The 20,414-nt window shown below is 37.2% G+C and carries 19 protein-coding genes (1 of these 19 running past the window's edge); 8 read left to right on the forward strand and 11 right to left on the reverse strand.

Annotation, left to right across the window (positions count from 1 at the left end):
- Window positions 1–24 precede the first annotated feature (24 nt).
- The 11 genes from O4O04_RS06705 to O4O04_RS06760 form a co-directional block, all read right to left on the reverse strand.
- The gene (locus tag O4O04_RS06705; protein WP_272535003.1) at window positions 25–2,490 is read right to left on the reverse strand and encodes a heavy metal translocating P-type ATPase; all 2,466 of its coding nucleotides are present in this window, start codon (window positions 2,488–2,490) and stop codon (window positions 25–27) included.
- Window positions 2,441–2,938, reverse strand: a complete 498-nt coding sequence (locus O4O04_RS06710) for a FixH family protein (protein ID WP_272535005.1) — start codon at window positions 2,936–2,938, stop codon at window positions 2,441–2,443. The genes O4O04_RS06705 and O4O04_RS06710 overlap by 50 nt, the downstream gene beginning before the upstream one ends.
- A complete protein-coding gene (gene ccoG / locus O4O04_RS06715) occupies window positions 2,928–4,283 on the reverse strand; it encodes a cytochrome c oxidase accessory protein CcoG (protein WP_272535006.1) in 1,356 nt (451 codons plus the stop codon). The genes O4O04_RS06710 and ccoG overlap by 11 nt, the downstream gene beginning before the upstream one ends.
- A gap of 42 nt (window positions 4,284–4,325) precedes the next feature.
- Window positions 4,326–4,856: a c-type cytochrome gene (locus tag O4O04_RS06720; RefSeq protein WP_272535007.1), complete on the reverse strand. Its 531-nt coding sequence runs from the start codon at window positions 4,854–4,856 to the stop codon at window positions 4,326–4,328.
- 162 nt (window positions 4,857–5,018) lie between these two features.
- Complete coding sequence (locus tag O4O04_RS06730; protein WP_272535010.1) at window positions 5,019–5,708, reverse strand: cbb3-type cytochrome c oxidase subunit II; 690 nt, start codon at window positions 5,706–5,708, stop codon at window positions 5,019–5,021.
- Window positions 5,705–7,138, reverse strand: a complete 1,434-nt coding sequence (gene ccoN, locus O4O04_RS06735; protein WP_272535011.1) for a cytochrome-c oxidase, cbb3-type subunit I — start codon at window positions 7,136–7,138, stop codon at window positions 5,705–5,707. Before ccoN ends, O4O04_RS06730 begins: the two co-directional genes overlap by 4 nt.
- Before the next feature lie 210 nt (window positions 7,139–7,348).
- Window positions 7,349–8,410 (reverse strand): glycosyltransferase family protein, encoded by a 1,062-nt coding sequence (locus O4O04_RS06740; protein ID WP_272535012.1) that lies wholly within the window; start codon window positions 8,408–8,410, stop codon window positions 7,349–7,351.
- Complete coding sequence (locus O4O04_RS06745; RefSeq protein ID WP_272535013.1) at window positions 8,407–9,246, reverse strand: TrmH family RNA methyltransferase; 840 nt, start codon at window positions 9,244–9,246, stop codon at window positions 8,407–8,409. Before O4O04_RS06745 ends, O4O04_RS06740 begins: the two co-directional genes overlap by 4 nt.
- A 91-nt stretch (window positions 9,247–9,337) precedes the next feature.
- Window positions 9,338–10,180, reverse strand: coding sequence for a class I SAM-dependent methyltransferase (locus O4O04_RS06750; protein ID WP_272535014.1), 843 nt, complete (start codon window positions 10,178–10,180; stop codon window positions 9,338–9,340).
- A 288-nt stretch (window positions 10,181–10,468) separates the two neighbouring features.
- On the reverse strand, window positions 10,469–11,758 hold the full coding sequence (locus O4O04_RS06755; RefSeq protein ID WP_272535016.1) for a citrate synthase: 1,290 nt from the start codon (window positions 11,756–11,758) through the stop codon (window positions 10,469–10,471).
- Window positions 11,759–11,865: 107 nt separating this feature from the next.
- Entirely contained in the window at window positions 11,866–14,139 is a 2,274-nt protein-coding gene (locus O4O04_RS06760) for a lytic transglycosylase domain-containing protein (protein ID WP_272535017.1), read from the reverse strand.
- Here O4O04_RS06760 and O4O04_RS06765 point away from each other — a divergent pair.
- The 8 genes from O4O04_RS06765 to O4O04_RS06800 all read left to right on the forward strand — a co-directional run.
- Window positions 14,138–15,040, forward strand: a complete 903-nt coding sequence (locus tag O4O04_RS06765; protein ID WP_272535018.1) for a hypothetical protein — start codon at window positions 14,138–14,140, stop codon at window positions 15,038–15,040. The two genes, O4O04_RS06760 and O4O04_RS06765, sit on opposite strands and share 2 nt — an antisense overlap.
- Window positions 15,024–15,803, forward strand: a complete 780-nt coding sequence (locus tag O4O04_RS06770; protein WP_272535020.1) for a hypothetical protein — start codon at window positions 15,024–15,026, stop codon at window positions 15,801–15,803. The genes O4O04_RS06765 and O4O04_RS06770 overlap by 17 nt, the downstream gene beginning before the upstream one ends.
- Window positions 15,804–15,877: 74 nt before the next feature.
- On the forward strand, window positions 15,878–16,318 hold the full coding sequence (locus tag O4O04_RS06775; RefSeq protein WP_272535021.1) for a bactofilin family protein: 441 nt from the start codon (window positions 15,878–15,880) through the stop codon (window positions 16,316–16,318).
- Window positions 16,275–17,360 carry a PdxA family dehydrogenase gene (locus O4O04_RS06780; RefSeq protein ID WP_442915932.1) on the forward strand — a complete coding sequence of 362 codons (1,086 nt, stop codon included), beginning with the start codon at window positions 16,275–16,277 and terminating at the stop codon, window positions 17,358–17,360. Before O4O04_RS06775 ends, O4O04_RS06780 begins: the two co-directional genes overlap by 44 nt.
- Window positions 17,361–17,421: 61 nt before the next feature.
- Window positions 17,422–17,862, forward strand: coding sequence for a hypothetical protein (locus O4O04_RS06785; RefSeq protein WP_272535022.1), 441 nt, complete (start codon window positions 17,422–17,424; stop codon window positions 17,860–17,862).
- Between the two features lie 137 nt (window positions 17,863–17,999).
- The gene (locus tag O4O04_RS06790) at window positions 18,000–19,109 is read left to right on the forward strand and encodes a DegT/DnrJ/EryC1/StrS family aminotransferase (protein ID WP_272535023.1); all 1,110 of its coding nucleotides are present in this window, start codon (window positions 18,000–18,002) and stop codon (window positions 19,107–19,109) included.
- A gap of 8 nt (window positions 19,110–19,117) precedes the next feature.
- Window positions 19,118–19,858 (forward strand): hypothetical protein, encoded by a 741-nt coding sequence (locus O4O04_RS06795; protein WP_272535024.1) that lies wholly within the window; start codon window positions 19,118–19,120, stop codon window positions 19,856–19,858.
- 3 nt (window positions 19,859–19,861) lie between these two features.
- Window positions 19,862–20,414, forward strand: the 5' portion of a protein-coding gene (locus O4O04_RS06800; RefSeq protein WP_272535025.1) for an SDR family NAD(P)-dependent oxidoreductase. The gene runs 275 nt beyond the window's last position; the window shows 553 of its 828 coding nt (coding positions 1–553); the start codon lies at window positions 19,862–19,864; its stop codon lies off the right edge, out of view.

Genomic DNA, 20,414 nt, shown 5'->3' on the forward strand with positions numbered 1-20,414 from the left:
AAACCACATTTCTATCCAAATTATTTATGATTCATCAACAAATATTTTCTTTCTCAATAATAAGGAATTTCCCACAACCGTAAGCGATGACGTTGCCATAAATACTGCACATAGTACAGGAGCCATAAAACCCATAGCAGCCAGAGGAACCATTAGTGAATTATAAAAAAACGAAATAGCTATGTTTTGTTTAATTTTTCTGGATGTTTCTTTTGCATAACATGCCGCGAGATAAATTCCTCGTATATTGTTGTTAACCAAAATGATATCCGAGCGATCCAAGCTGATATCCGATGCGACTCCCATTGAGACTCCAATGTCTGCCTTAGCCATTGCCGCACTATCATTGATTCCATCTCCAACCATTGCCACAACTTCATTGCGGTTCTGCGCTTCACTAATCGCGGTCAATTTATTTTCTGGACTGACTGATCCTAGATATTGGGAAATATTCAGTTTATTCGCAATATTTTTTACGACTGAAATATTATCTCCAGAAAGAATGAAAATATTTTTAACAATTTTTTTGAGTGATCTTATCGCATCAAGACTATCATTTCTAAGTTGGTCTGACAATTCCCAGTAACCAAGATAATTCTCATCCAAAGATAAATGAACACGTGTGTGTTTTGGATTTTCCGATATATCCAAGAATTTTGCTGATCCTAATTTGAAATTATGAATTGAATCAGAGATAGATATTTTGCCACTCATTCCGAGTCCAGGATTTTCGATTACGTCAATCAATTGAATTGCAGGATCGATCCAGTGATTTTCTTCCATTGTCCGTCGTAGGTTAATGGCAACTGGATGATTGGATTTTGATTCAATGCAATAAGTTATTGCACCCGCTAAATTTGGATTTGAAAAATTATGGCTGGAAAGTTCTAGTTTTCCCTGCGTCAATGTCCCAGTCTTATCAAAAAAAATAGTCTGAAGTTTAGATAGTGGTTCAATAATATCTGGATTCTTTATTACAATACCATCTTTAGAATTCCTGATATGATTCATTACAAGTGCTGTTGGTACTGCTAGCCCTAAGGCACAAGGACAAGCAACAATCAATACTGCAATTGTATTGATGATCGCAGTTTCGATTCCTGCATCTGAAAGAAACCAGAAGAGAAAAGTTGCTATCGCGACTGAGAAAATCACAGCTATAAAGTATCCAGATATTTTATCAGTGATCCTCTCTAAATTTGGTTTCTGTCCTAGTGCTCGATCAATCATAATTTTTAATCGAGAAAGCGTTGAATTCTTTGCATTTGATTCTGCTAATATTTCTATCGGTCTATTGATTGCAATAGACCCCGCAAGTATTGAGTCATCCTTTTTCTTTTGGATCGATGAAGATTCTCCTGTAAGAAATGATTCATTCAGTTCACCGATGTCACTAATTAAAGTTCCATCAACAGGAACACGTTCTCCATTTTTGATTAAGAGTTTTTGTCCCTTGATAACTTCACTGGTTCTTATATAGTTGATCTCTCCATTATCACCTAATACAGTTGCAACTTCGGGAAGACTTGTCAATAATTGATTGAGTTTATCATTCGCTCTTCTTCTGGCATTTTCTTCTAAATATTTACCTAAAAGTATAAAAAAATAGATCATGCAGACTGAATCAAAATACACTTCACCTATGTCCGTCAGTGTAACAAAGATGCTATAGAAATATGCGAGGGAGATACCTGTTACCAGAAGAAAATCCATACTGAATTTACCGCGCTTAATCGCTTGCCAAGCTCCACGCAAGAATGGATATCCAGAATACAAGTAAACAGGAGTTGCAAATGCCCATGAAAGATAGTGGAGCAATCTTTTGAATTCTAACTCTATTCCAGTAAAATATCCTGCATACAATGATGTGCCGAAAAGCATGATATTTCCGAAACAAAAACCTGCAAGACCCATGCGAATCAGAAGACTATTATTCTTATTTGTTGCCTCGCTTTGATTCCAAGAGGAATGCAATCTAGGTAAATAGCCAATGGATTCGATAATTTGAAATATTTTGCTTAATTTAATGAATTCTGGATTGAATTGGATCAAGGCAAGCCCGGTTGCAAAATTTATTCTTACCGTTTCTATCCCAGATGTATCTTTTAATACTTTTTCGTTCAACCATACACATGCCGAGCAATGGATATTTGTTATATTGATCTGAACTTCGAAAATACCTTTCTGTATTTCGGTTAAGTAGTCGGAAGCAACGATACTACCATCCAGATACTCGGCGCGAATCTGAGCTTCTTCTTCTGGGTTTCGGATTGGCTCAAGGTTCTGCGAGCCTCGCATTTCATAAAAGAATTGATTATCCGATTCCAGAATAATTTGCGATACAGCTTTGCATCCATTGCAGCAGTAGTAATTAGTAGTATCTTGATGTTTCCAGGAATATTCAATTCCCGGTGCAATCGGCTGATTGCAATGGAAACATTTATTTTTGGACTGTAACTTTAAGGGTTTTTGTAAGAGTTCGACCTGCATGGCTTGCCTTGATAGTGATTATCCATTGTCCAAGATCGGGAATCATTATTTCTCCCGAATATTCATTATTACTAAAATACAATTCATTTGACTGATTGAATTTGGCTGTTGCACCACGTTCAAGCAGTACGAAAAGTTTCCCGTCCGAAATCGGGATATCATTTTTAGTAAAAGAGATTTGAACCAGATTTTTTCCAGAATGCAAAGGGAATCGATCGACAAGCAAAGGACTAGATATGCTATAGCCTTCGTCTTGCATGATACGAATATCTTCTAGCGTTTTTTCGTAATTGAGACCTTTTTCATAGTAGTCTTTTTCAATAACATCCTCATGACCTACCTTAGCAATGTATACTGTTATACCAGTTGCAATGAATAAGAGAATGAATATTGCTCCCATAGAATAAAATGCATACTTAACGGATTTGTCTAAGTCTTTAAATTTCATTATTGATCATACCTACTAAATCATTCGGAAGTGTGAATGGAATTTTCTTTTCTTTTGTTATTTTTGGATTCTGAGTATCTGTGAATCTAATGATTATAAAGTGATTTTTGTTGAGTAAATCAGCTTGGTTGATCGCACCGGACTCGATGATAATTCTAAAATCGGTAAAGCTATTTTCTTTGAGTTGGATTGTCGAATCAGGCTCGCTACCAAGAAGCACTGTCGCAGGTGCTGCTAAATCGGGAGTCTCAACATCAATTTTTAAATTTTGATCTTGGAGTGTTATATTCTGCAATTTAATATTATAAAAATTCCGTACTTTTTTGCCTGGAATCGTCATAGGTTGTATATTACGATCGGGGATTATACTTACATAGAGAGGGACTCTCGTATTTAGTAGAAATCCAGCAGATGTAATTACAGCTAGTAGCAAGACTCCATAAAGTATTGTTCTTGGTCGTAACCATTTGACTTTGTCATTGCGGTTTTCTACTTGGTTTTGTGCCAAGTATCGAATCAAGGATTCTTTGCCTTCTCTTGCCATGATTGGAGTGCATGCATCGACACATTTTCCGCAGGCGATACAGCTTACCTGAACTCCGTCTCGAATATCAATTCCGGTTGGACAGACAACAACACACATATTGCAAGAAATACAATCTCCAATTTTCTCTTTGCCCTGTCTTCTCGGTTCACCTCGAACGTAATCATAGGTTACGTTCAATGACTGATCATCCATGAGAACTGTTTGAAATCTTGCATAAGGACAAGCATATTTACAAAATTGCTCACGAACGAATGCCATATCACCATATAATGTTATTGTAAAAAAGGCAACTGCATATGGCCAGAGAGTTGATTTGGAAATTAAATTACCATTTATTATGTCATCGATCATCAAATAAGGGTCAGCAAAATAAGAAACCCAAGCAAAAGAACCAACCAGCGAAATGCTTATCCAACTTAAATGCAATAGGATTTTCTTGAATTGTGGAGCATCTTTCTTGCCGTATTTTGATCCAAGAATCAATCTACCAAACCAATCGAATAACTCTGTAAAGACGGTCTGTGGACAAGCCCAACCACACCAAACCCGACCAATCAAGGAAGTAAAAAAGAAAAGGGATAGTCCGGCTGTTATTAGAAATAGCCAGAGGAAATATCCCTCCATCGGAATAAAAATCTGCCCTAATAGATAAAATTTTCTTTCTGGTATATCCAAACGAATGAGCGGGTGTCCACTCATTCGTAACCAAGGCAATCCAAAGTAAATGGGAACCAGAATGCTAAAAGCAATATTTCTTAAAGTTTTAACAGTTCCGGGCTGATGTCTCGATATAACCATCTGGATAACCTCCTAGATAGGTAACAGATTCAATCTTCTTTTCTATTTTGCAACTAAGCTTGGATTTTTGGATGCAAGCCAAGCCATCACCTGATATACTTTCTCCGAGCCAAGTGATTTTTCGTGCGCTGGCATTGGACCTCTTTGAAGCTTCGTATTTTCTATGGCAATTCCTAACATTACATTATTGTAAACTATTGAATCGGTATTGCCATGAATCCACTCTTTATCAACGAGAGAGGGACCGACGACTCCTTCAGCATTCAAACCATGACAAGCCGCACAGACAGCTTTATAATATTTCTCTCCAGCTTGAATGGCTTCAGCATTATCTCGCAAAGGATTCGAACCATCCTCTGATACAAGATCATTTGCTTGAGGATACTTTTCCTCATGCTCGGCCATTTGGATTGCATATTGCTCCTCAGTTCCCCAGCTAGAAAAACCGTGGAAATAAATTGCATAGCCAATTCCAACGAATATCGCATATACGAATATATGTTTATACCAAGCTGGCAAATCATTTCCTAGTTGTCGAATCCCGTCAAATTCTTTGTTACCATGATTATCCATAATTATTCCTCCTCTAACATTCTATACTTTGGTGCTTCTAGCTTATCTTTTCTCTTCTTATTATAAACATAAAAGAAGACATACCCGACAGCTATAATAAGAATAGGCAATCTAAGAGACTTATATAAAATTAATAAATTTAATTCATCCATAGTTAATACCTTACTTGATAGTCTTTACTAGGTTTGCAGTATCTTTGCCCAATCTAAGCAAATAAGCAACCAATGCATCACCATCTGTCTTACCTTGCACAGAAGATTCAACAGAATCTAAATCTTTCTGTGTATAGGGAACTCCCACAACGATCAGACCTTCCATATGTTTTCGGATAGATTCAGCATCAACTGTTGCATCTTTTTCGAATAACCATGGATATGCGGGCATGATTGAGCCAGGTGAAGTCTCTCTAGGATTGATAAGATGTCTTCTCTGCCAATCTTCCGAAGGTTGAATTTGTGATTCATGCGCTAGATCAGGCCCTGTTCTTTTGGAACCCCATAGGAAAGGATGTTCATATTGAGATTCTCCAGCTTTGGAATATCCATCGCGACCGTATGCTTTCTGTGGATCGAATCGATCTACTTCCCACTTAAATGGACGAATCATCTGTGTGTGACAGTTATTGCATCCTTCTTTCTGGTAGACGTCTCTTCCTGCCAATTCCAAAGCCGTATAAGGTGTAACAGTAGCAATAGGGACAACAGTTCTTGATAAGAAAAATGGAGGAATCAATTCAAAAAGTCCACCAAACAGAATTGCTATGAAAGTATATACCGAGAATTTGACTCCGTCGCTTTCCCATTTCGAGGCAAATTTTTCAAACCATGTTAACGGAATGTCGAATAATTTCATTTTGTTGCTCCTTCTTGAACGCGTAGATCAATTTCTTTGAAACCAGATCCAGCTGTTCGAATGGTTTTCACGATATTGTAAATCATTACAAATAATCCTGTTAAATACAAGGCACCTGCAACTCCTCTAAAGAATCTAAAAGGTTTTAGAACTTCTGTAATTGCAACCCAGTTAGGATAAAGTAGAAATCCTTTATCATCAACTGCTCGCCACATCGCACCTTCAGTGATTCCGGATACCCACATCGATACGATATAGAGTAAAATTCCAAGCGTCGCAAGCCAGAAATGAGTATTGGCTAACTTTTCGGAAAATAGATTTGTATTCCACAATCTAGGAACCATATAATAGATCGCAGCAAAGGACATCATACCAACCCAACCCAATGTACCGGAATGAACGTGGCCTACAATCCAATCTGTGTTATGACCAAGGGAACTGATCATTCTGATGGATAGCAATGGTCCTTCAAATGTTGACATACCATAGAAAGTGATACCAACTAACATCATTTTGAGTATAGCATCTGTTTTGATTTTCTCTTTTGCTTGAGTCAAAGTTAAGAATCCATTCAGCATTCCACCCCAAGAAGGCATCCATAGCATTATACTAAATACCATTCCAGTTGTTTGTAGCCAGTCTGGAATCGGAGAGTATAGAAGGTGATGAGGACCAGCCCAGATATATACAAAGATCAAACTCCAGAAGTGAATGATTGATAATCTATGGGAATAGATAGGTTGCTTAATATGTTTTGGGAAGAAATAATACATCAGTCCTAAGAACGGGGTAGTTAGGACAAATGCTACTGCATTATGACCATACCACCATTGGATATTTGCATCATAGACTCCAGAAAATATTGAATAGGATTTGGTCAATCCAACCGGAATTGATAAATTATTTACAATGAATAATAATGGAACTGTAACAAAGGATGCTATGTAGAACCAGAGTGCAGCATACATTTGTTTTTCTTCTCTTATCGCTATTGTAGTAAAAAAGTTAACAAGGAAAATAACAAACCAAACAACAATAAGAATATCAAGTGGCCATTCAAGCTCTGCATATTCTTTCGATTGATTATATCCTAATGGCAAAGTGATTGCAGCTAGAGCAATAGTAAGATTGTATAACCAAAAATGAATATTGGCTAGCTTGTCGGACCAGATTCTCACTCGCGTCAATCGCTGAATCATATAATATGCCGTTGCAAAAATTACGCTTAATGCAAAGCCAAAAATTGCGGCATTTGTATGCAAAGGTCTCAATCGACCGAAGCTAAAATACGGTTGATTGAAGTTTAATTCTGGATATACCAATTGGAATGCGATCCATACGCCAACTAACATGGAGGCAACGCCCCACACCAGTGCAGAGATCACAAAACCTTTTACGATAGTATCGTTGTATTTTGTTGTGGTTGTCATCGGATTCTCCGAAATCTTATGATTGATATTTCCAATATTTAATCATTGCTTAGAAATACAAAAGCGAAATCTTAAAAATCCCAAATCGATTGATTGATATATATCAATCCTTCCACTAAAATTTGAGATTTAGAATTATTCAAAAATTCTGATATTCGATTATTTGTTGTATAGCAGATCTAGTAAAGATGGCGAAAACTGTTCAATTTTTTAGGAGAAGCGATTCAAAATGAACTCAAGGACATCGCGCTCACCATCAAAGTTTAAAGATGCATTTTGTTTCCAGTTTTTTATCGTCTCGATGGATTCACCAAAATCAAATTGACGTAGCTTCTCTTGGCTGATAAATGAAGAAGGGTGTTCAGTTTTGAGGCTGTCAACCAGACAATTGTATTCCGCAAATTCTCCTCGATCAGTATAGATTATTGGTGTATTTGCATATACGCATTCACTAATAATGCCATATCCAGGTTTCGTTACAACATAGTCGCAAGCTGTGACTAAGTTGGGATAGTATGCATTTTTGATATCTATAATCTGATCGGAATGAATTCCTGGAAGGTCTGAGCAGACAATTCGCCAATTGGAAGGTATATTCGACCAATTCCAAGTTGAGCTGTCTATTCCATAGGCCCCAAAGGAAAAAAGAAAGTATTGGAGACCATCTTCAAAACCAAAATGATTTCTCGCTGACTTTTTCTCAAGCTCAGGTCGTCGACCCACCAAGCCAATCTTCTTGCTTTCCAGAAAATGATCCATATGGCATGCAAATGGCAAAATCAATGCTGCATTTGCAAAGCTATATTCTACCTGAATTAAATCAGCAATAACACCAAAGTATGGATGGTGTTTTTCTAGATTACGGTAGATAAAATCCCAAGTAAAATTGCCCACAAAAAGGGAAGGGATTTCGGCTTCTATTGCGATTACAAAAGCCAAAGAAGAAGAATCGGAAATAACCAGGTCATAATCGCCTTCACGCAAAAACTTTGCTTCAGAACGAATCAAAGCGTCTTTTTGTTTCTCAAATTCTTCGAGATGATTTTTCGTCTCCATGATATCCATACTAATGGATGAATTCTGGATGATACCAACGTCGATTCCGATTTCACGCAAATCAATCTTAGGTGATGGATTGCTTACAAAGTTTACGCGTTTTGATGATATGGTTATTTTTTCAATCACTGGGCTTTCTACTAGGTTTCGAATAATTTCGTAAGATCGGGACATATGACCATATCCATGCCCACTGATATAATATAAAATTTTCACTTATTGAGAGACCTCTGCCTGAGACTCTCATAAATCACTATTCCAGTAGACAATGCTAGATTCAAAGAATCCGCTTCACCTAGCATGGGAATGGAGAGTAGATCGGATGATATTTCTTTTGCTTTGTCGGACAAACCGTACTGCTCACTGCCAAAAATAATAGCAATCTTTCCCGTTAGATCAGTATTGTAGTACGGATTGTTCACTTCGGGGGTAAGAGCTAAAGTTTTAAATTTATTTTTTATCAAAGCATTTAGAACTTCTTCGGTTGAACCTAAATAAACGGGTATAGTAAATAAAATTCCAGTACTCGACCGCATAACATTAGGACTATAGATATCTGTTCTTGGATCTGTGACTATTACAAGTTTTACTCCAGCACCTTCTGCAGTTCTAAGGATTGTTCCAAGATTTCCTGGTTTTTCTACTCCTTCAATAACAAGGACAATTTCATCTTGAAAAGAATCAAGGATGTTCGGGTGAAAATTATAATCCGGAATTTTGCCAATGAGAATTAAACCATCCGGCCGATCACGATGGGAAATTTTCTCGAATACAGCTTTAGGAAATTCCCAGATCGGTAAGTTGAGTGCTTTGATGAGTTCCCATTCGTTTGAACCGAGGAAGCATTCCGGAGATATGCATAAAATTTCTGGATAAGATCTTGGAATCAATGGATTTCTATGATCCCAACTTTGTTTTGCTCGAGTAATCTCTCTGTAGCCTTCCAGAAAAAATCGACCTTCTTTTTCGCGATTCTTCCGTTCTTTGAGGGATACTAAGTATTTAACTTTTGGATTGGAAAAGCTTGTAATTTTTTGATTGGGTTCGTGCATTGATTCCGTAGTTCAGTAACTGTATTCAGATAGTAGAATATTCTATTTTTTATTGGAAATTAAGTTAATATTTTCTAGATTTTGTATTCAGTCATTTCGAGAGAAAGAAACAGCAAGATCCTGCTGGATATTTACCACCTGAACTTTCATTTAGAAAAAGTTCACTCGACTCATATGTACCTTTAATTTTGATCCGAGAATAGAGCATCCTCTCCAAAGCAAGCGAACTATAACCTTGCGAATGACAAGTCAAGATCACAAATTTTGGTTTGGAATCACATAATTCCATCAACATGTCTAAAAGTGCACCAAGGTGTTCTTCTATTTTCCAAACTTCTCCTTTGCTTCCTCTTCCAAAACTAGGAGGATCCAAAATAAAACCTTGGTATTTTTTCTTTCTTTTGATTTCTCGTCCTATAAATTTTAGAACATCTTCAACAATCCAGCGGACTGGTTTGTCATCAAGCTGATTCAGCTTAGCATTTTCTCTTGCCCAGTCCACCATACCTTTTGATGCATCGAGATGACAGACTTTCATTCCAGACTGTAAGCAAGCCAGAGTAGATCCACCCGAATAAGCAAATAGATTCAAAATTTCCAAATCTTTTGTTAATTCACCAATTCTTCGAACCCGATCCCAATTGGTTACTTGTTCTGGAAAGAATCCTACATGTCCAAAAGGTGTGAGTTTAGTTAAAAATTTAATTCCAGCATAACTTAGAGTAAATGATTCAGGTATTTTTGTTTTGTAAGACCAAGAACCGCTTCCACGATCATTTTTGATATATTTCGCATCCCAATTTTCCCACAAAGCTTGTTTAGATGGCGGATAGTCTGATAAAGGAGAAGCACGGATTAATGTATACGGTCCAATTTTTTCTAACTTTGAATGATTGCCTGAGTCGAGGATTTCATATCCCGAAATTTCTTTCATTGAGATTAGGAAATCTCCTGCCCACGTAAGATCAATCGTTTATTCTAAGGATTCAATAGAGAAAAATGGAAGAATTTTCTGTTATCATGTCAGTTTTGCATGGATAACATAAATTAAATTTACCGATTGATATTTACTCCAGATCGACTCGAAATAAAAATCTACCTATGAGTTTGATGATGAATCCTGAGCCCGGGGCTTAAGCCCCAGGCTAGGGATTTGAATTCTAACAAAAAAACCAAAAAAACCAAGAAAACCAAGAAAGACTGTCAATTTCTAACTAAATCTCTATTTTCCTTTCTTTGCAGTATCGTAATCAGTATCGGTCGCGCCAGTATAGATCTGACGAGGACGACCAATTTTGAGACCTGGATCTTCGATCATTTCTTTCCATTGACCAATCCAACCAGGAAGACGACCCATAGCAAACATCACTGTAAACATATTGGTCGGAATTCCAAGAGCTCTATAGATAATTCCACTATAGAAGTCTACGTTTGGATAGAGGTTTCTTTCTTTGAAATATGGATCGTTCAGTGCGACTTCTTCTAATTCTTTTGCGATATCGAGAAGCGGATCTTTGATTCCTAATTTACTGAGAACTTTGTCTGCAGCACCTTTGATGATTTTCGCTCTAGGGTCAAAATTCTTGTAAACACGATGACCGAATCCAGATAATCGGAAAGATGAATTTTTGTCTTTGGCTTGTTCAACCATTTTTGATACTTTCTGTCCGCTTTCATGGATATAGGTAAGCATTTCCAAAACTTCTTGATTCGCTCCGCCATGTCTCGGTCCCCAAAGTGCACAGATACCAGCAGCAATCGCCGAATACAAGTTAGCAAGAGATGAACCGACCAATCGAACGGTTGATGTAGAACAGTTTTGTTCATGATCAGCATGTAAAATCAATAGAAGGTTGAGTGCTTCCACAATCACTGGATCAATTTCGTATTCTTCTGCCGGAACACTGAACATCATATTCAAAAAGTTCGAGCAATAGTCCAATTTATTGATAGGATGTATAATGGGTTGTCCAATGGATTTCTTATAAGCAAAAGCCGCAATAGTCGGGAATTTTGCAAGAAGACGAATCATAGAAATTTCTCTATGTTCTGGATTCAAAGGATCATAAGAATCTTGATAGTAAGTTGACAAGGATACCATCATACAAGACATGATTGCCATCGGATGTCCGTCTTTTGGAAATCCATGGAATAGTCGTTTGAGATCCTCGTGAATCAATGTATGTTTCGTAAGAGATTCATTCCATTTTTTTAATTCAACATCAGATGGAAGTTTACCATAAATTAGGAGGTAGGCAACTTCAGTAAAAGTAGATTTAGCAGCCAACTGCTCAATGGGAATTCCCCGGTAACGTAATATACCTTTCTCGCCATCCAGAAAAGTAATCGCACTCGTGCATGCGCCTGTATTCAAATAACCACTATCAATTGTGATATAACCAGTTTGTGCTCTTAGTTTTGTAATATCGATAGCTCTTTCTTTTTCTGAACCTTCGATAATCGGTAATTCATAATCCTTACCGTCAATTTTTAATATTGCAACATTTGCCATGAAAAATTAGTCCTCCGAATATATTATAGTGAATTCATCGTGGAGACAGGAAAGCACTTTTCCATTTTGAAGGCAATTTTTGGGCAATAATTGAGTAGAGTTCGAAATTACAGGCCGTGGTATTTTTTCATGATATCATACGCATAATAATTCGAGACTGTAATACGGCAGTAGTCTCGAGATTCTTTGTAGGGCACATCTTCTAGAAAATGATTGAAGTCACCTGTATAATGATTTCTTTTCCATTTTCTAAGATTGCCTGGCCCACCATTGTAGGCGATGGATGCCCACCTCATATCATTCTGATTCTCTTTCATCAAGTAAGCTAAGAATCGAGAGCCGAATTGAATTGAGGTGTTTGGATTAAAAAGACTATAATTCGTTACTCGTAAATTTCTTGCCAATTCACGTCCAGTCGCGGGCATTATTTGCATTAGTCCTTGAGCATTGGATCTAGAAATTGCATTTTCCTTATAGAAAGATTCCTGCCTCATAATCGCATACACTACATCCTCAGATATTCCTGCATCTCGGGAATGTTTTACCACCATTTCACGATGGGGTCTTGGATAGATTCGTGATGCTATGCTTGTGGGAAGTAGGATTGGATCATCTGGAATTTTATATCTCTTAAGAAGAGATCTAGTATAAAAAGCACTGAAATATGTGTTCTGCGATAGATCTCCAATTCCTACCAATATTTCTTCTTTCTCTAAGATGGATAGATTTCTATCTCTAGCATAATAATTGACAAGATTCATGCCAAATGACTCTTCACCTAATCGAAAATAGTCGGCTGCAGTTGCAAGAAGTCTTTCTCCTTTGATTTTCGATTGAATATTCGTGAGCTTTACTCCGAGGTCAAATGATTTGTCAAAATATGCAAACCCTAGATTTTTTTTGAGAATTTTCCCACTCAATTCTGGGACACCTGCTGTTTTGGACAGATATCTAAAAAGAGAATCCCGATTCGCTGTTGGATTGGGAGGATCGGGTATTTCATTCAATTCTGATTCGAATTCTTCTCTTATCACTCTAGTATAATAAGAGCCTGCGATCTTAGAATAGTATGTCTGGAGTTGAGATTTTAATTCATCATTGCGATTATTTGCTTTTAGGTAACGAAAATACCAATATACCAATCTTCCTTTGACGGGAAGATCTGGCATCTCATCCATTGCTTTTTTCCAATAGATATTTTCTGCATATTTCGTTGAAGAACCATTTTTCTGGATAAGCAAATCAATGAGCTTATCTTGATAATGAAGGTTAAAAGGGTAGGCAGCAAGGTAGCGGATTAGGTTATCAATAGACTTTTCTCTATTTCCCGACTTTTCATAAGCGAGCATGAGAACTCGAAACCTTCCGGCATCATTGATCTCTGGAAATTTCTCCATCAAACGAATTGCAGATTGGTGTTTATTCTTTGATAATAAAACATCTCCAAATCGAACAAACTTCTCTTGGTCTTCGTTAACATGGTTTCGATTGGATTGAACGAGTGATATCAAGGTATCTACATCATCAATCATAGAAAGAAATCTTCCTGCTTCATAGAAACTTACAGAATTATCCATCCTTGAGCGAAATTCTTGTTTGTTTTTTCTAAGAAAAGAGTTCGCTTCTTCGCCTGACATTTGATTGATGAAACCTAAGATATTGGAAACTCTAAGATTGAGAAATGAATCCTCTGATAGATATTTCTTCAAATCTTGATATGCAAATGTTCTAATGTAATCAGGAGTCTCAGGATCTTGTGTAAGCTTAACATATTCGTCCCGAGCTCGTCCCAAGTCACCTTCTCTTGCAATAGCTTTCGCATAACGAATCCAAATCTCTGTTTTTATATAATATTTTTTTTCTTCATTGGATAGAGAATCAACTCGCTTAATCAATTCCGCCGTAGAATTGTTCTCAGTCAAAACTTTCGTTAGCTCTTCAAAAACTCTCCGAGATACCGGATCCATTTCAAAAGATAATTTAGCTAGAAAAATTGCTTTTTCCTCTGAACTCAGTATTCTCCTTTTCTCTAATTCTTGGTATAATTTCCAAAAGCTTAATCGAAAAACCACAGATTGATGAGGTAAGGCATTTTGTAATATTTTATCGATATCTTCCCGATTATAATTACTAACAAAGCTACCTTTGATCTGCGAGATAAGAAACAGAAATCTTTTTTCGGAATCTCCTCCAGGAGCCTTCTCGTGATAATTGATCAAGCTGTAGACTTCTGATTCGCGAGCAGGAGATTTATGACGAAACATTTCTTCAATCACATCCCATTGATAGGATTTGATCAGAAAATGAAGATTATCAGAGGCATTTACAGAAAAAGCGAAAAAAAGGAAAATGGTTGATCTGCTTTTGTGGAATCGTATCATGTTTCGTTGTGAGGGTAAAATGCTAACTAAATCGAATTGGCCTGAGATTACTATCGGCAATCACGAAGAGAAAAGTCAGACATCCCTATCTGGTCATTATTCAACACCAACCTCTGAAAAAAAGTCGAAAAACGATTCTAATTCCAATAACGTTCCCGATAAATCTGAAATCAATGGCAAAAATCAACTGACGGATCTCGAACTTTTTTCCCTCTGTGACCGATTGCTCGCAGGCAATAACTTGGAACTATTGGGACTTGCTTGTCGTTCTATCGTTGGCAGAAGGAGCAATCTTCCAATCGCAAATGCGATTCTTCGATTGGCTGTTGAAAACGCAAACCACCTCACTGAAAAAGAAAAGTCTGAAGTCTGGTCGGATGTTTTAGAAAAATTTTCCCCATGGCGTGCATTTACACTAGCTAGAAAGTATTTGAGTCCAGAGTGGAAACCAGATTTCATAGACAGCCTATTCTTACAAAACGGAAGACTCTCTCCTCGCATGAAAAATATGGTGCGCGGCAATCCGTTTGAAGGAAGAATCCCTGAGTGGATTCTACGTAAGCCATTTGGAATCGCCAAACAGTTGTTAGAGAAAAAAGAAGACTCGTCGCCAATTCTCAATTTTTTAGAAGAGAGATTGCCTGAGTCTTATCCAGCTCATACAGTTTTATTTGTGGATGCATTTCTTGCAAGGGACATGAGCCGTTTTCAGAATCATTACCACTCTGCTGGCAGAATGCGATATCATCCTCAGTCACTTTATATGAAGGCAATCATGGATGATATTTATGGAGATAAAGAACAAGCTAAAGAAATTTTGAATCTCATTCATTTAACCTATCCGGACTGGGATATGCCAAGTTTTTTAGTTAGAGGGAATTCCTATGCCACTCACTCATGAGCAGATAGTTGAACTTTCTCGAGTCCAAGGAATCATTCGTAATTTAGAAAAAATTCGTAAGGAATCCAAAGACGAATTTCAATCGCATCGAGTATCGATGGATCTTGAGAAATACAGTAGAAGAATGCATGAGATCTCACCCGATGGAGTGCCGGACAATATGGCGGCAACAGTCGCTGCATCCAAGGCTCTTCAAGATAATGATCCGAATCTTAAGCATAAAATTATTTCCCAATTTCCGATTATGAAAATATCTCCCAATAGCCACGATAGTGAGATCAATCAGATTGGAACTCTTACGAATATTTTGGATTTAGAGTTTTTACCTATTCTTGGAGATACTCATATCAAGTTTGATTTTGCACATCAAAGTGATCGAGATGGACTGTTCAAACATATGGAGAATCTTCGCCGCAATATGAAAGTTTTGATTGAAACGGTTGAAGAATTCGCTGCGGCAGATAAGCAAGAATTTCGCGAACAACTTGGTCGGATGAAGAATAAACAATCCCGGATTTTCATAGCTGAAGCTTATGAGGTTTTTAAGAAGATCCGAGAATTCTTGGAAGCGGTCAATAAAGATATCCGTGAGGGCAATTCCGTTGTTATGAATATTGAAGAGCCAATGAAGTTCAACCCTCGATTTGAGAAAGCATCTTTGCTCGAAGGACGGGCGATTCCCGACGCTTTGATGGAATTTTTAAATTTCACTAAGGAATCGATGGATCTGATCAACCTCCCGAATATGAAAATTGGCAACTGAGCGAAAAAAGCCTTTTCGAAAAACCATACTCAGAGAGAGTTTGTTAAACAAGTTTTGAATAGCTGGATAATTGCATGGCATTAGTGAAAAACCAAACAGAAGTCACGAATTCTACGATCGGGGAAAACTCCTATTTCAGTGGAAAATTTTTTATCAACGGTTCCCTTAAGATAGATGGTAAATTTGAAGGCAAGTCCCTTCAAGCAGACCAACTCTATATCGGTGTAACTGGCAAAGTCAAAACCAATATCACTGCAACCAATGTGATTGTGGAAGGAATTGTTGCAGGCAATATTACTGCAAGAAACAGAGTCATGTTGCTTCCAACCTCTAAGATTCTTGGCGATATCAAGACTCCAGAATTGATCATTCAAAATGGTGTGATATTAGAAGGTCGTTGTATGATTTCCAATGACCTCAAGCATTCAGCAAAAGATCTAATTGAATTGGAATACTCTAAGGATTCATTGAATGTCGAAAAAATATTCGGCAAGCAAACCGCAGCAAAAGAGTAATCTTAGGCAAGGGGTTTTGCGACCCCTTTATATCACCGAAGGAGATCCGAGTGGGATTAGCCCAGAGATTTTCCGAAAAGAATTTCCAGCACTCAAGAAAATTGCAAAATTCAGACCGGTTGTATTTTTCCGATCTCCTTCCAAAATTGCTTATCCAAATTTTGACTTTGCATTAGATGTCGATGCAATCTCTAAGCTGGATGCAAAACATAAATCTTCTTCTACTCTTTCATCTTCGCAGAATCTTTATCTCTCAGATATTTTAAAAAGTCCTGGAATCTATGATGCTTGCATCAAAATTCCGATCAGTAGTCCATTCACTAAATTGAATATTGAAATTGGTAAACCAAATGAACTTACTGGTTTATCTTCTTGGATCTGTCTCGAGACGTCTATGAAGTGGATACAAAAAATTCCAGGAGATTTAATCACACTTCCCTTAAGTAAGGAATGGGTGATTCGATCAGGAAATAAAAAATTTCAAGGTCATACAGAAGCCTTGGCAAAATTTTTCGGGAAGCATACTTTCATGTTGATGGCTGGTGATAATTGGAATGTAATTCCTCTCACGACTCATATCCCACTCAAAGATGTCTCTAAAAAATTGAAAAAGGTTTTGTGGCAAGAACTCTACGAAAGCTTGGTTGCATCTGGATTCTTCGGCAAAAATCCCAAAATCGGAATTCTAGGACTCAATCCACATGCTGGCGAAGGCGGTAAGATCGGAAACGAAGAGTCAACAATACTCATGAAAAATCTTGAACCATTGCGTAAACAAGGAGCAAAAATATTTGGTCCATTGTCAGCAGATTCTACTTTTGCTTTTGGAAAAAAATCACCATACGATGTAATTCTCGCTTGTTATCACGACCAAGGCTTGATTCCATTTAAAATGCTTGAAGGCAAAAACGGTGTAAACATTACATTGGGACTGGACTTCTTAAGAGTAAGTCCAGATCATGGAACCGCATATGATATCGCTGGTAAAGGAATTGCAGATTCTAGTAGTTTCAAAAAATGTTTAGAATGGTGCCACAAATGAAAAAAAGCTATATTAGAATTTTCTCAAATCTTCAAAAACTTATTTCTATGCAGGAAATATTTTGAATCAATCTCTAGGTTGGCTAGATTTAGTCGTATTTCCAATTTTTCTTACATGGTTTATTGGATTGATCTTGGTTTTATTTCGTAAAGACATTGAGATTCAATGGAAGATTAGTTTTATTTTTTTGTTTGTTGTATATATGGTTGTCTTCGGTAAAGAATGGGCGAATGGATTGGATCGTCTCGAAGCTAATCCTGGATGGGAGATTCGGAGTTGGATTTATTCCATCGGTAAATTGACTTTCTATTTTCTCTTTTTGATATGGCCGATTACAATGATTCGGATGTTTTATTCAGTCAGTCGGGAATGGGTTTCTCGAACAGCAAGTTTGCTTATCACAATTACAGTAATCTTTTGGTTTTTCTTTTGGTTGTATTACCAATTCCAGTTAGAAGTGGATAAGTTTTTCGATACAAGATTCTTAGAATTTTTCCAATAGCTCAATTTCTCAGTAGCTAAAATTTAAAGAACGAATTCCAAACTAAAAAACAATTCTTATAAAATGCAATAAGGCTCGAAATTGCGCATTTTTTTTCCCACTTGAAAAAACTTATATTAGAGTAAAAATAGACCAATATGGCAGTCCCCTTTATAGATATAAAAAGATTTGAACCTGGTTTTCTTGAAAAATGGGAAACTAAAGTAAAAGAACTCAGTGCAGTTGCTCAATTCATCGGTGGTGCCGAAGTAGCAGAACTCGAAAAAAGACTGAGTGAGTTCACGGAAACAAAATATGCAGTGGCTTGTGCAAATGGTACGGATGCATTGCAACTTGCTTTGCGAGCAATGGGTGTTGGACGAGGTGATACAGTCCTTGTTCCTGACTCCACTTTCTGGGCAACCTTTGAAGCAGTTGTAAATGTCGGAGCTGATCCAGTTACCGTAGATACAAACGAAGTGGATCTGCAAATGGATTTCGAAGAATTTAAAAAAGCAGCAGAGAAATACAAACCAAAGGCTGCAATTCTTGTTCATTTGTATGGCTGGGCTTCTGCGAAAGTTTTAGAATATAGAAAATTCTGCAATGAAAAAGGAGTTTTATTACTTGAAGATGGTGCTCAATGCTTCGGTGTTAGAATCCAAAACGAATCGATTTATAAATCGGCACTGATTTCCACAACATCATTTTATCCAGCAAAGGTGTTAGGTGCCGCAGGTGATGGTGGAGCGGTCTTTACCAATGATGAAGCCTTGGCAACCATGGTAAGACAACTTGCGAATCATGGACGGACTTCTCACTATGGACATGGCTCCATTGGTTGGAACTCTAGAATGGATTCTTTGCAAGCTGCTTTTCTGAACTTAAGTCTTGATCATATTCAAGCTCGATTGGACTCAAGAATTTCGATTGCAAAACGCTATCAGAAGGAGTTACCGGCTCTCGGGATCAATGTAATTGAGCCGCCAACCGGTTTCACAGAAAATGGGTATTGCAATGCCAATATATTTTCACTCGAAACAAGACCTAAACTAGAAGCTCATCTTAAGGAGAAAGGGATTGCGTTCGGGATTATCTATCCTGGTGCTATGTCTGATCAACCAGGAGCTGCTGGCTATGGTAAATTCGGCGATAAAAATATAGCGAGAAAAATATGTGCGAGCATATTGAATCTTCCATTATTTGCATACATGAACGATCAAGAATTCGACGAAGTATATTCTGCTCTGAAGGATTTTTTTAAATAAGATCTTATATGGAAAAAATAAGATTAATAATATTTAGCTTCCTTTTATTGCTTGGTGGTATTCTAATTTTTAGTTTAACTAAAAGTTGGTTTGCCTTTGATCGAGGGATTCAAGTTGCAATTGAAGAAGAGACCAAGACTCCAGATAACACGGAAGCTAATATTGAACCAGAACCTGAGGAAAATGAAGACTGGCCCGATTCATCCAAAATCTACTTCAAGAATACTCTGATTTATCCAATGGGATTGAATACTGAATCTGGTGGTTTGGGACCTGATGGCGTTATGCACCATGCAAGAAACCTAATTGTCGTTAACTTGAATACTGGCAAACTCAGGAAATTGTTTCCAAAAAATGTCTATATTTGGGACTTTTTTGGTGCTGACTTTCAAAAGAAGACTGGATTCACGAGCAGCGATGATCCGAAAGTGGACGGTTTATACCTCGAAGGTAAAATTTTAATTTTTGCTTCGACCATTGATACAAATGATGATGGATTTTTGAATCATAAGGATAAGAAAAAAGTTTATTTGTATGATTGTATTGCAGATCGATTTCAAGATATTTTACCCAAAGACTCGTTTTTTGAAAAAATTCTTTGGAATGCAGGAAAGAATCGCATATCATTGGTTATACGTAAATTCAAAATTGATAAAGATCCTAAGGTCAAGACTGAATACTACCCGAACAAATTATTTGTCTATGATGTAAGTAGTTTGAAATCTTTCGAATTGGATATGGGGCTCTAATCATTGCAAAAAAATTCCAAATATCCATTTGCAGATATGAACATAGTCGTAACTGGTGCCGGCGGTGGTATTGGACAAGACTTAGTAAGGGCAATGAGTAGTCTTGGTGCTACAATCTGGGCATGCGACTTGAAGAAATCTTCAATGGTTTCTCTAAAAAATCTAACAAATGTAAAGATATGTGAATTGGATGTAAGAGTAGAGTCGTCTTGGATGAAGCTATTGAAAGAATTTTCATCATCCAAGAATCGCATTCTCAATGGTTTAGTTCAAAGTGCTGGTGTCTTAAAGCCAGGTTATATTGCAAATATTGACACCAAAGACATTGACTATCATATAGATATCAATGTAAAAGGTTTGATTCTAGGCTCAACTCTAGCATCCAGAATTATGAAGCAACAAAAATCTGGACATATTGTAAACATTGCGTCTTTAGCTGGCCTTGCACCGATTCCAGGAATCGCACTCTATTCAACTAGTAAATTTGCTGTAAGAGGATTTAGCTTGGCGCTTGCCCAAGAGATGAAAGAATTTGATGTTTCCGTTACAGTAGTCT

Origin of the sequence: Leptospira sp. GIMC2001, from assembly GCF_028462125.1 — a bacterium.
GTDB lineage: Bacteria > Spirochaetota > Leptospiria > Leptospirales > Leptospiraceae.

Coding starts and splice junctions, on each gene's coding strand:
- O4O04_RS06795 (WP_272535024.1), top strand. CDS start 19,118: ATGGAAAAAATAAGATTAATAATATTTAGCTTCCTTTTATTGCTTGGT.
- O4O04_RS06710 (WP_272535005.1), bottom strand. CDS start 2,938: ATGAAATTTAAAGACTTAGACAAATCCGTTAAGTATGCATTTTATTCT.
- O4O04_RS06760 (WP_272535017.1), bottom strand. CDS start 14,139: ATGATACGATTCCACAAAAGCAGATCAACCATTTTCCTTTTTTTCGCT.
- O4O04_RS06705 (WP_272535003.1), bottom strand. CDS start 2,490: ATGCAGGTCGAACTCTTACAAAAACCCTTAAAGTTACAGTCCAAAAAT.
- O4O04_RS06770 (WP_272535020.1), top strand. CDS start 15,024: ATGCCACTCACTCATGAGCAGATAGTTGAACTTTCTCGAGTCCAAGGA.
- O4O04_RS06780 (WP_442915932.1), top strand. CDS start 16,275: ATGTCGAAAAAATATTCGGCAAGCAAACCGCAGCAAAAGAGTAATCTT.
- ccoN (WP_272535011.1), bottom strand. CDS start 7,138: ATGACAACCACAACAAAATACAACGATACTATCGTAAAAGGTTTTGTG.
- O4O04_RS06755 (WP_272535016.1), bottom strand. CDS start 11,758: ATGGCAAATGTTGCAATATTAAAAATTGACGGTAAGGATTATGAATTA.
- O4O04_RS06775 (WP_272535021.1), top strand. CDS start 15,878: ATGGCATTAGTGAAAAACCAAACAGAAGTCACGAATTCTACGATCGGG.
- O4O04_RS06750 (WP_272535014.1), bottom strand. CDS start 10,180: ATGAAAGAAATTTCGGGATATGAAATCCTCGACTCAGGCAATCATTCA.
- O4O04_RS06790 (WP_272535023.1), top strand. CDS start 18,000: ATGGCAGTCCCCTTTATAGATATAAAAAGATTTGAACCTGGTTTTCTT.
- ccoG (WP_272535006.1), bottom strand. CDS start 4,283: ATGGTTATATCGAGACATCAGCCCGGAACTGTTAAAACTTTAAGAAAT.
- O4O04_RS06720 (WP_272535007.1), bottom strand. CDS start 4,856: ATGGATAATCATGGTAACAAAGAATTTGACGGGATTCGACAACTAGGA.
- O4O04_RS06745 (WP_272535013.1), bottom strand. CDS start 9,246: ATGCACGAACCCAATCAAAAAATTACAAGCTTTTCCAATCCAAAAGTT.
- O4O04_RS06765 (WP_272535018.1), top strand. CDS start 14,138: ATGTTTCGTTGTGAGGGTAAAATGCTAACTAAATCGAATTGGCCTGAG.
- O4O04_RS06730 (WP_272535010.1), bottom strand. CDS start 5,708: ATGAAATTATTCGACATTCCGTTAACATGGTTTGAAAAATTTGCCTCG.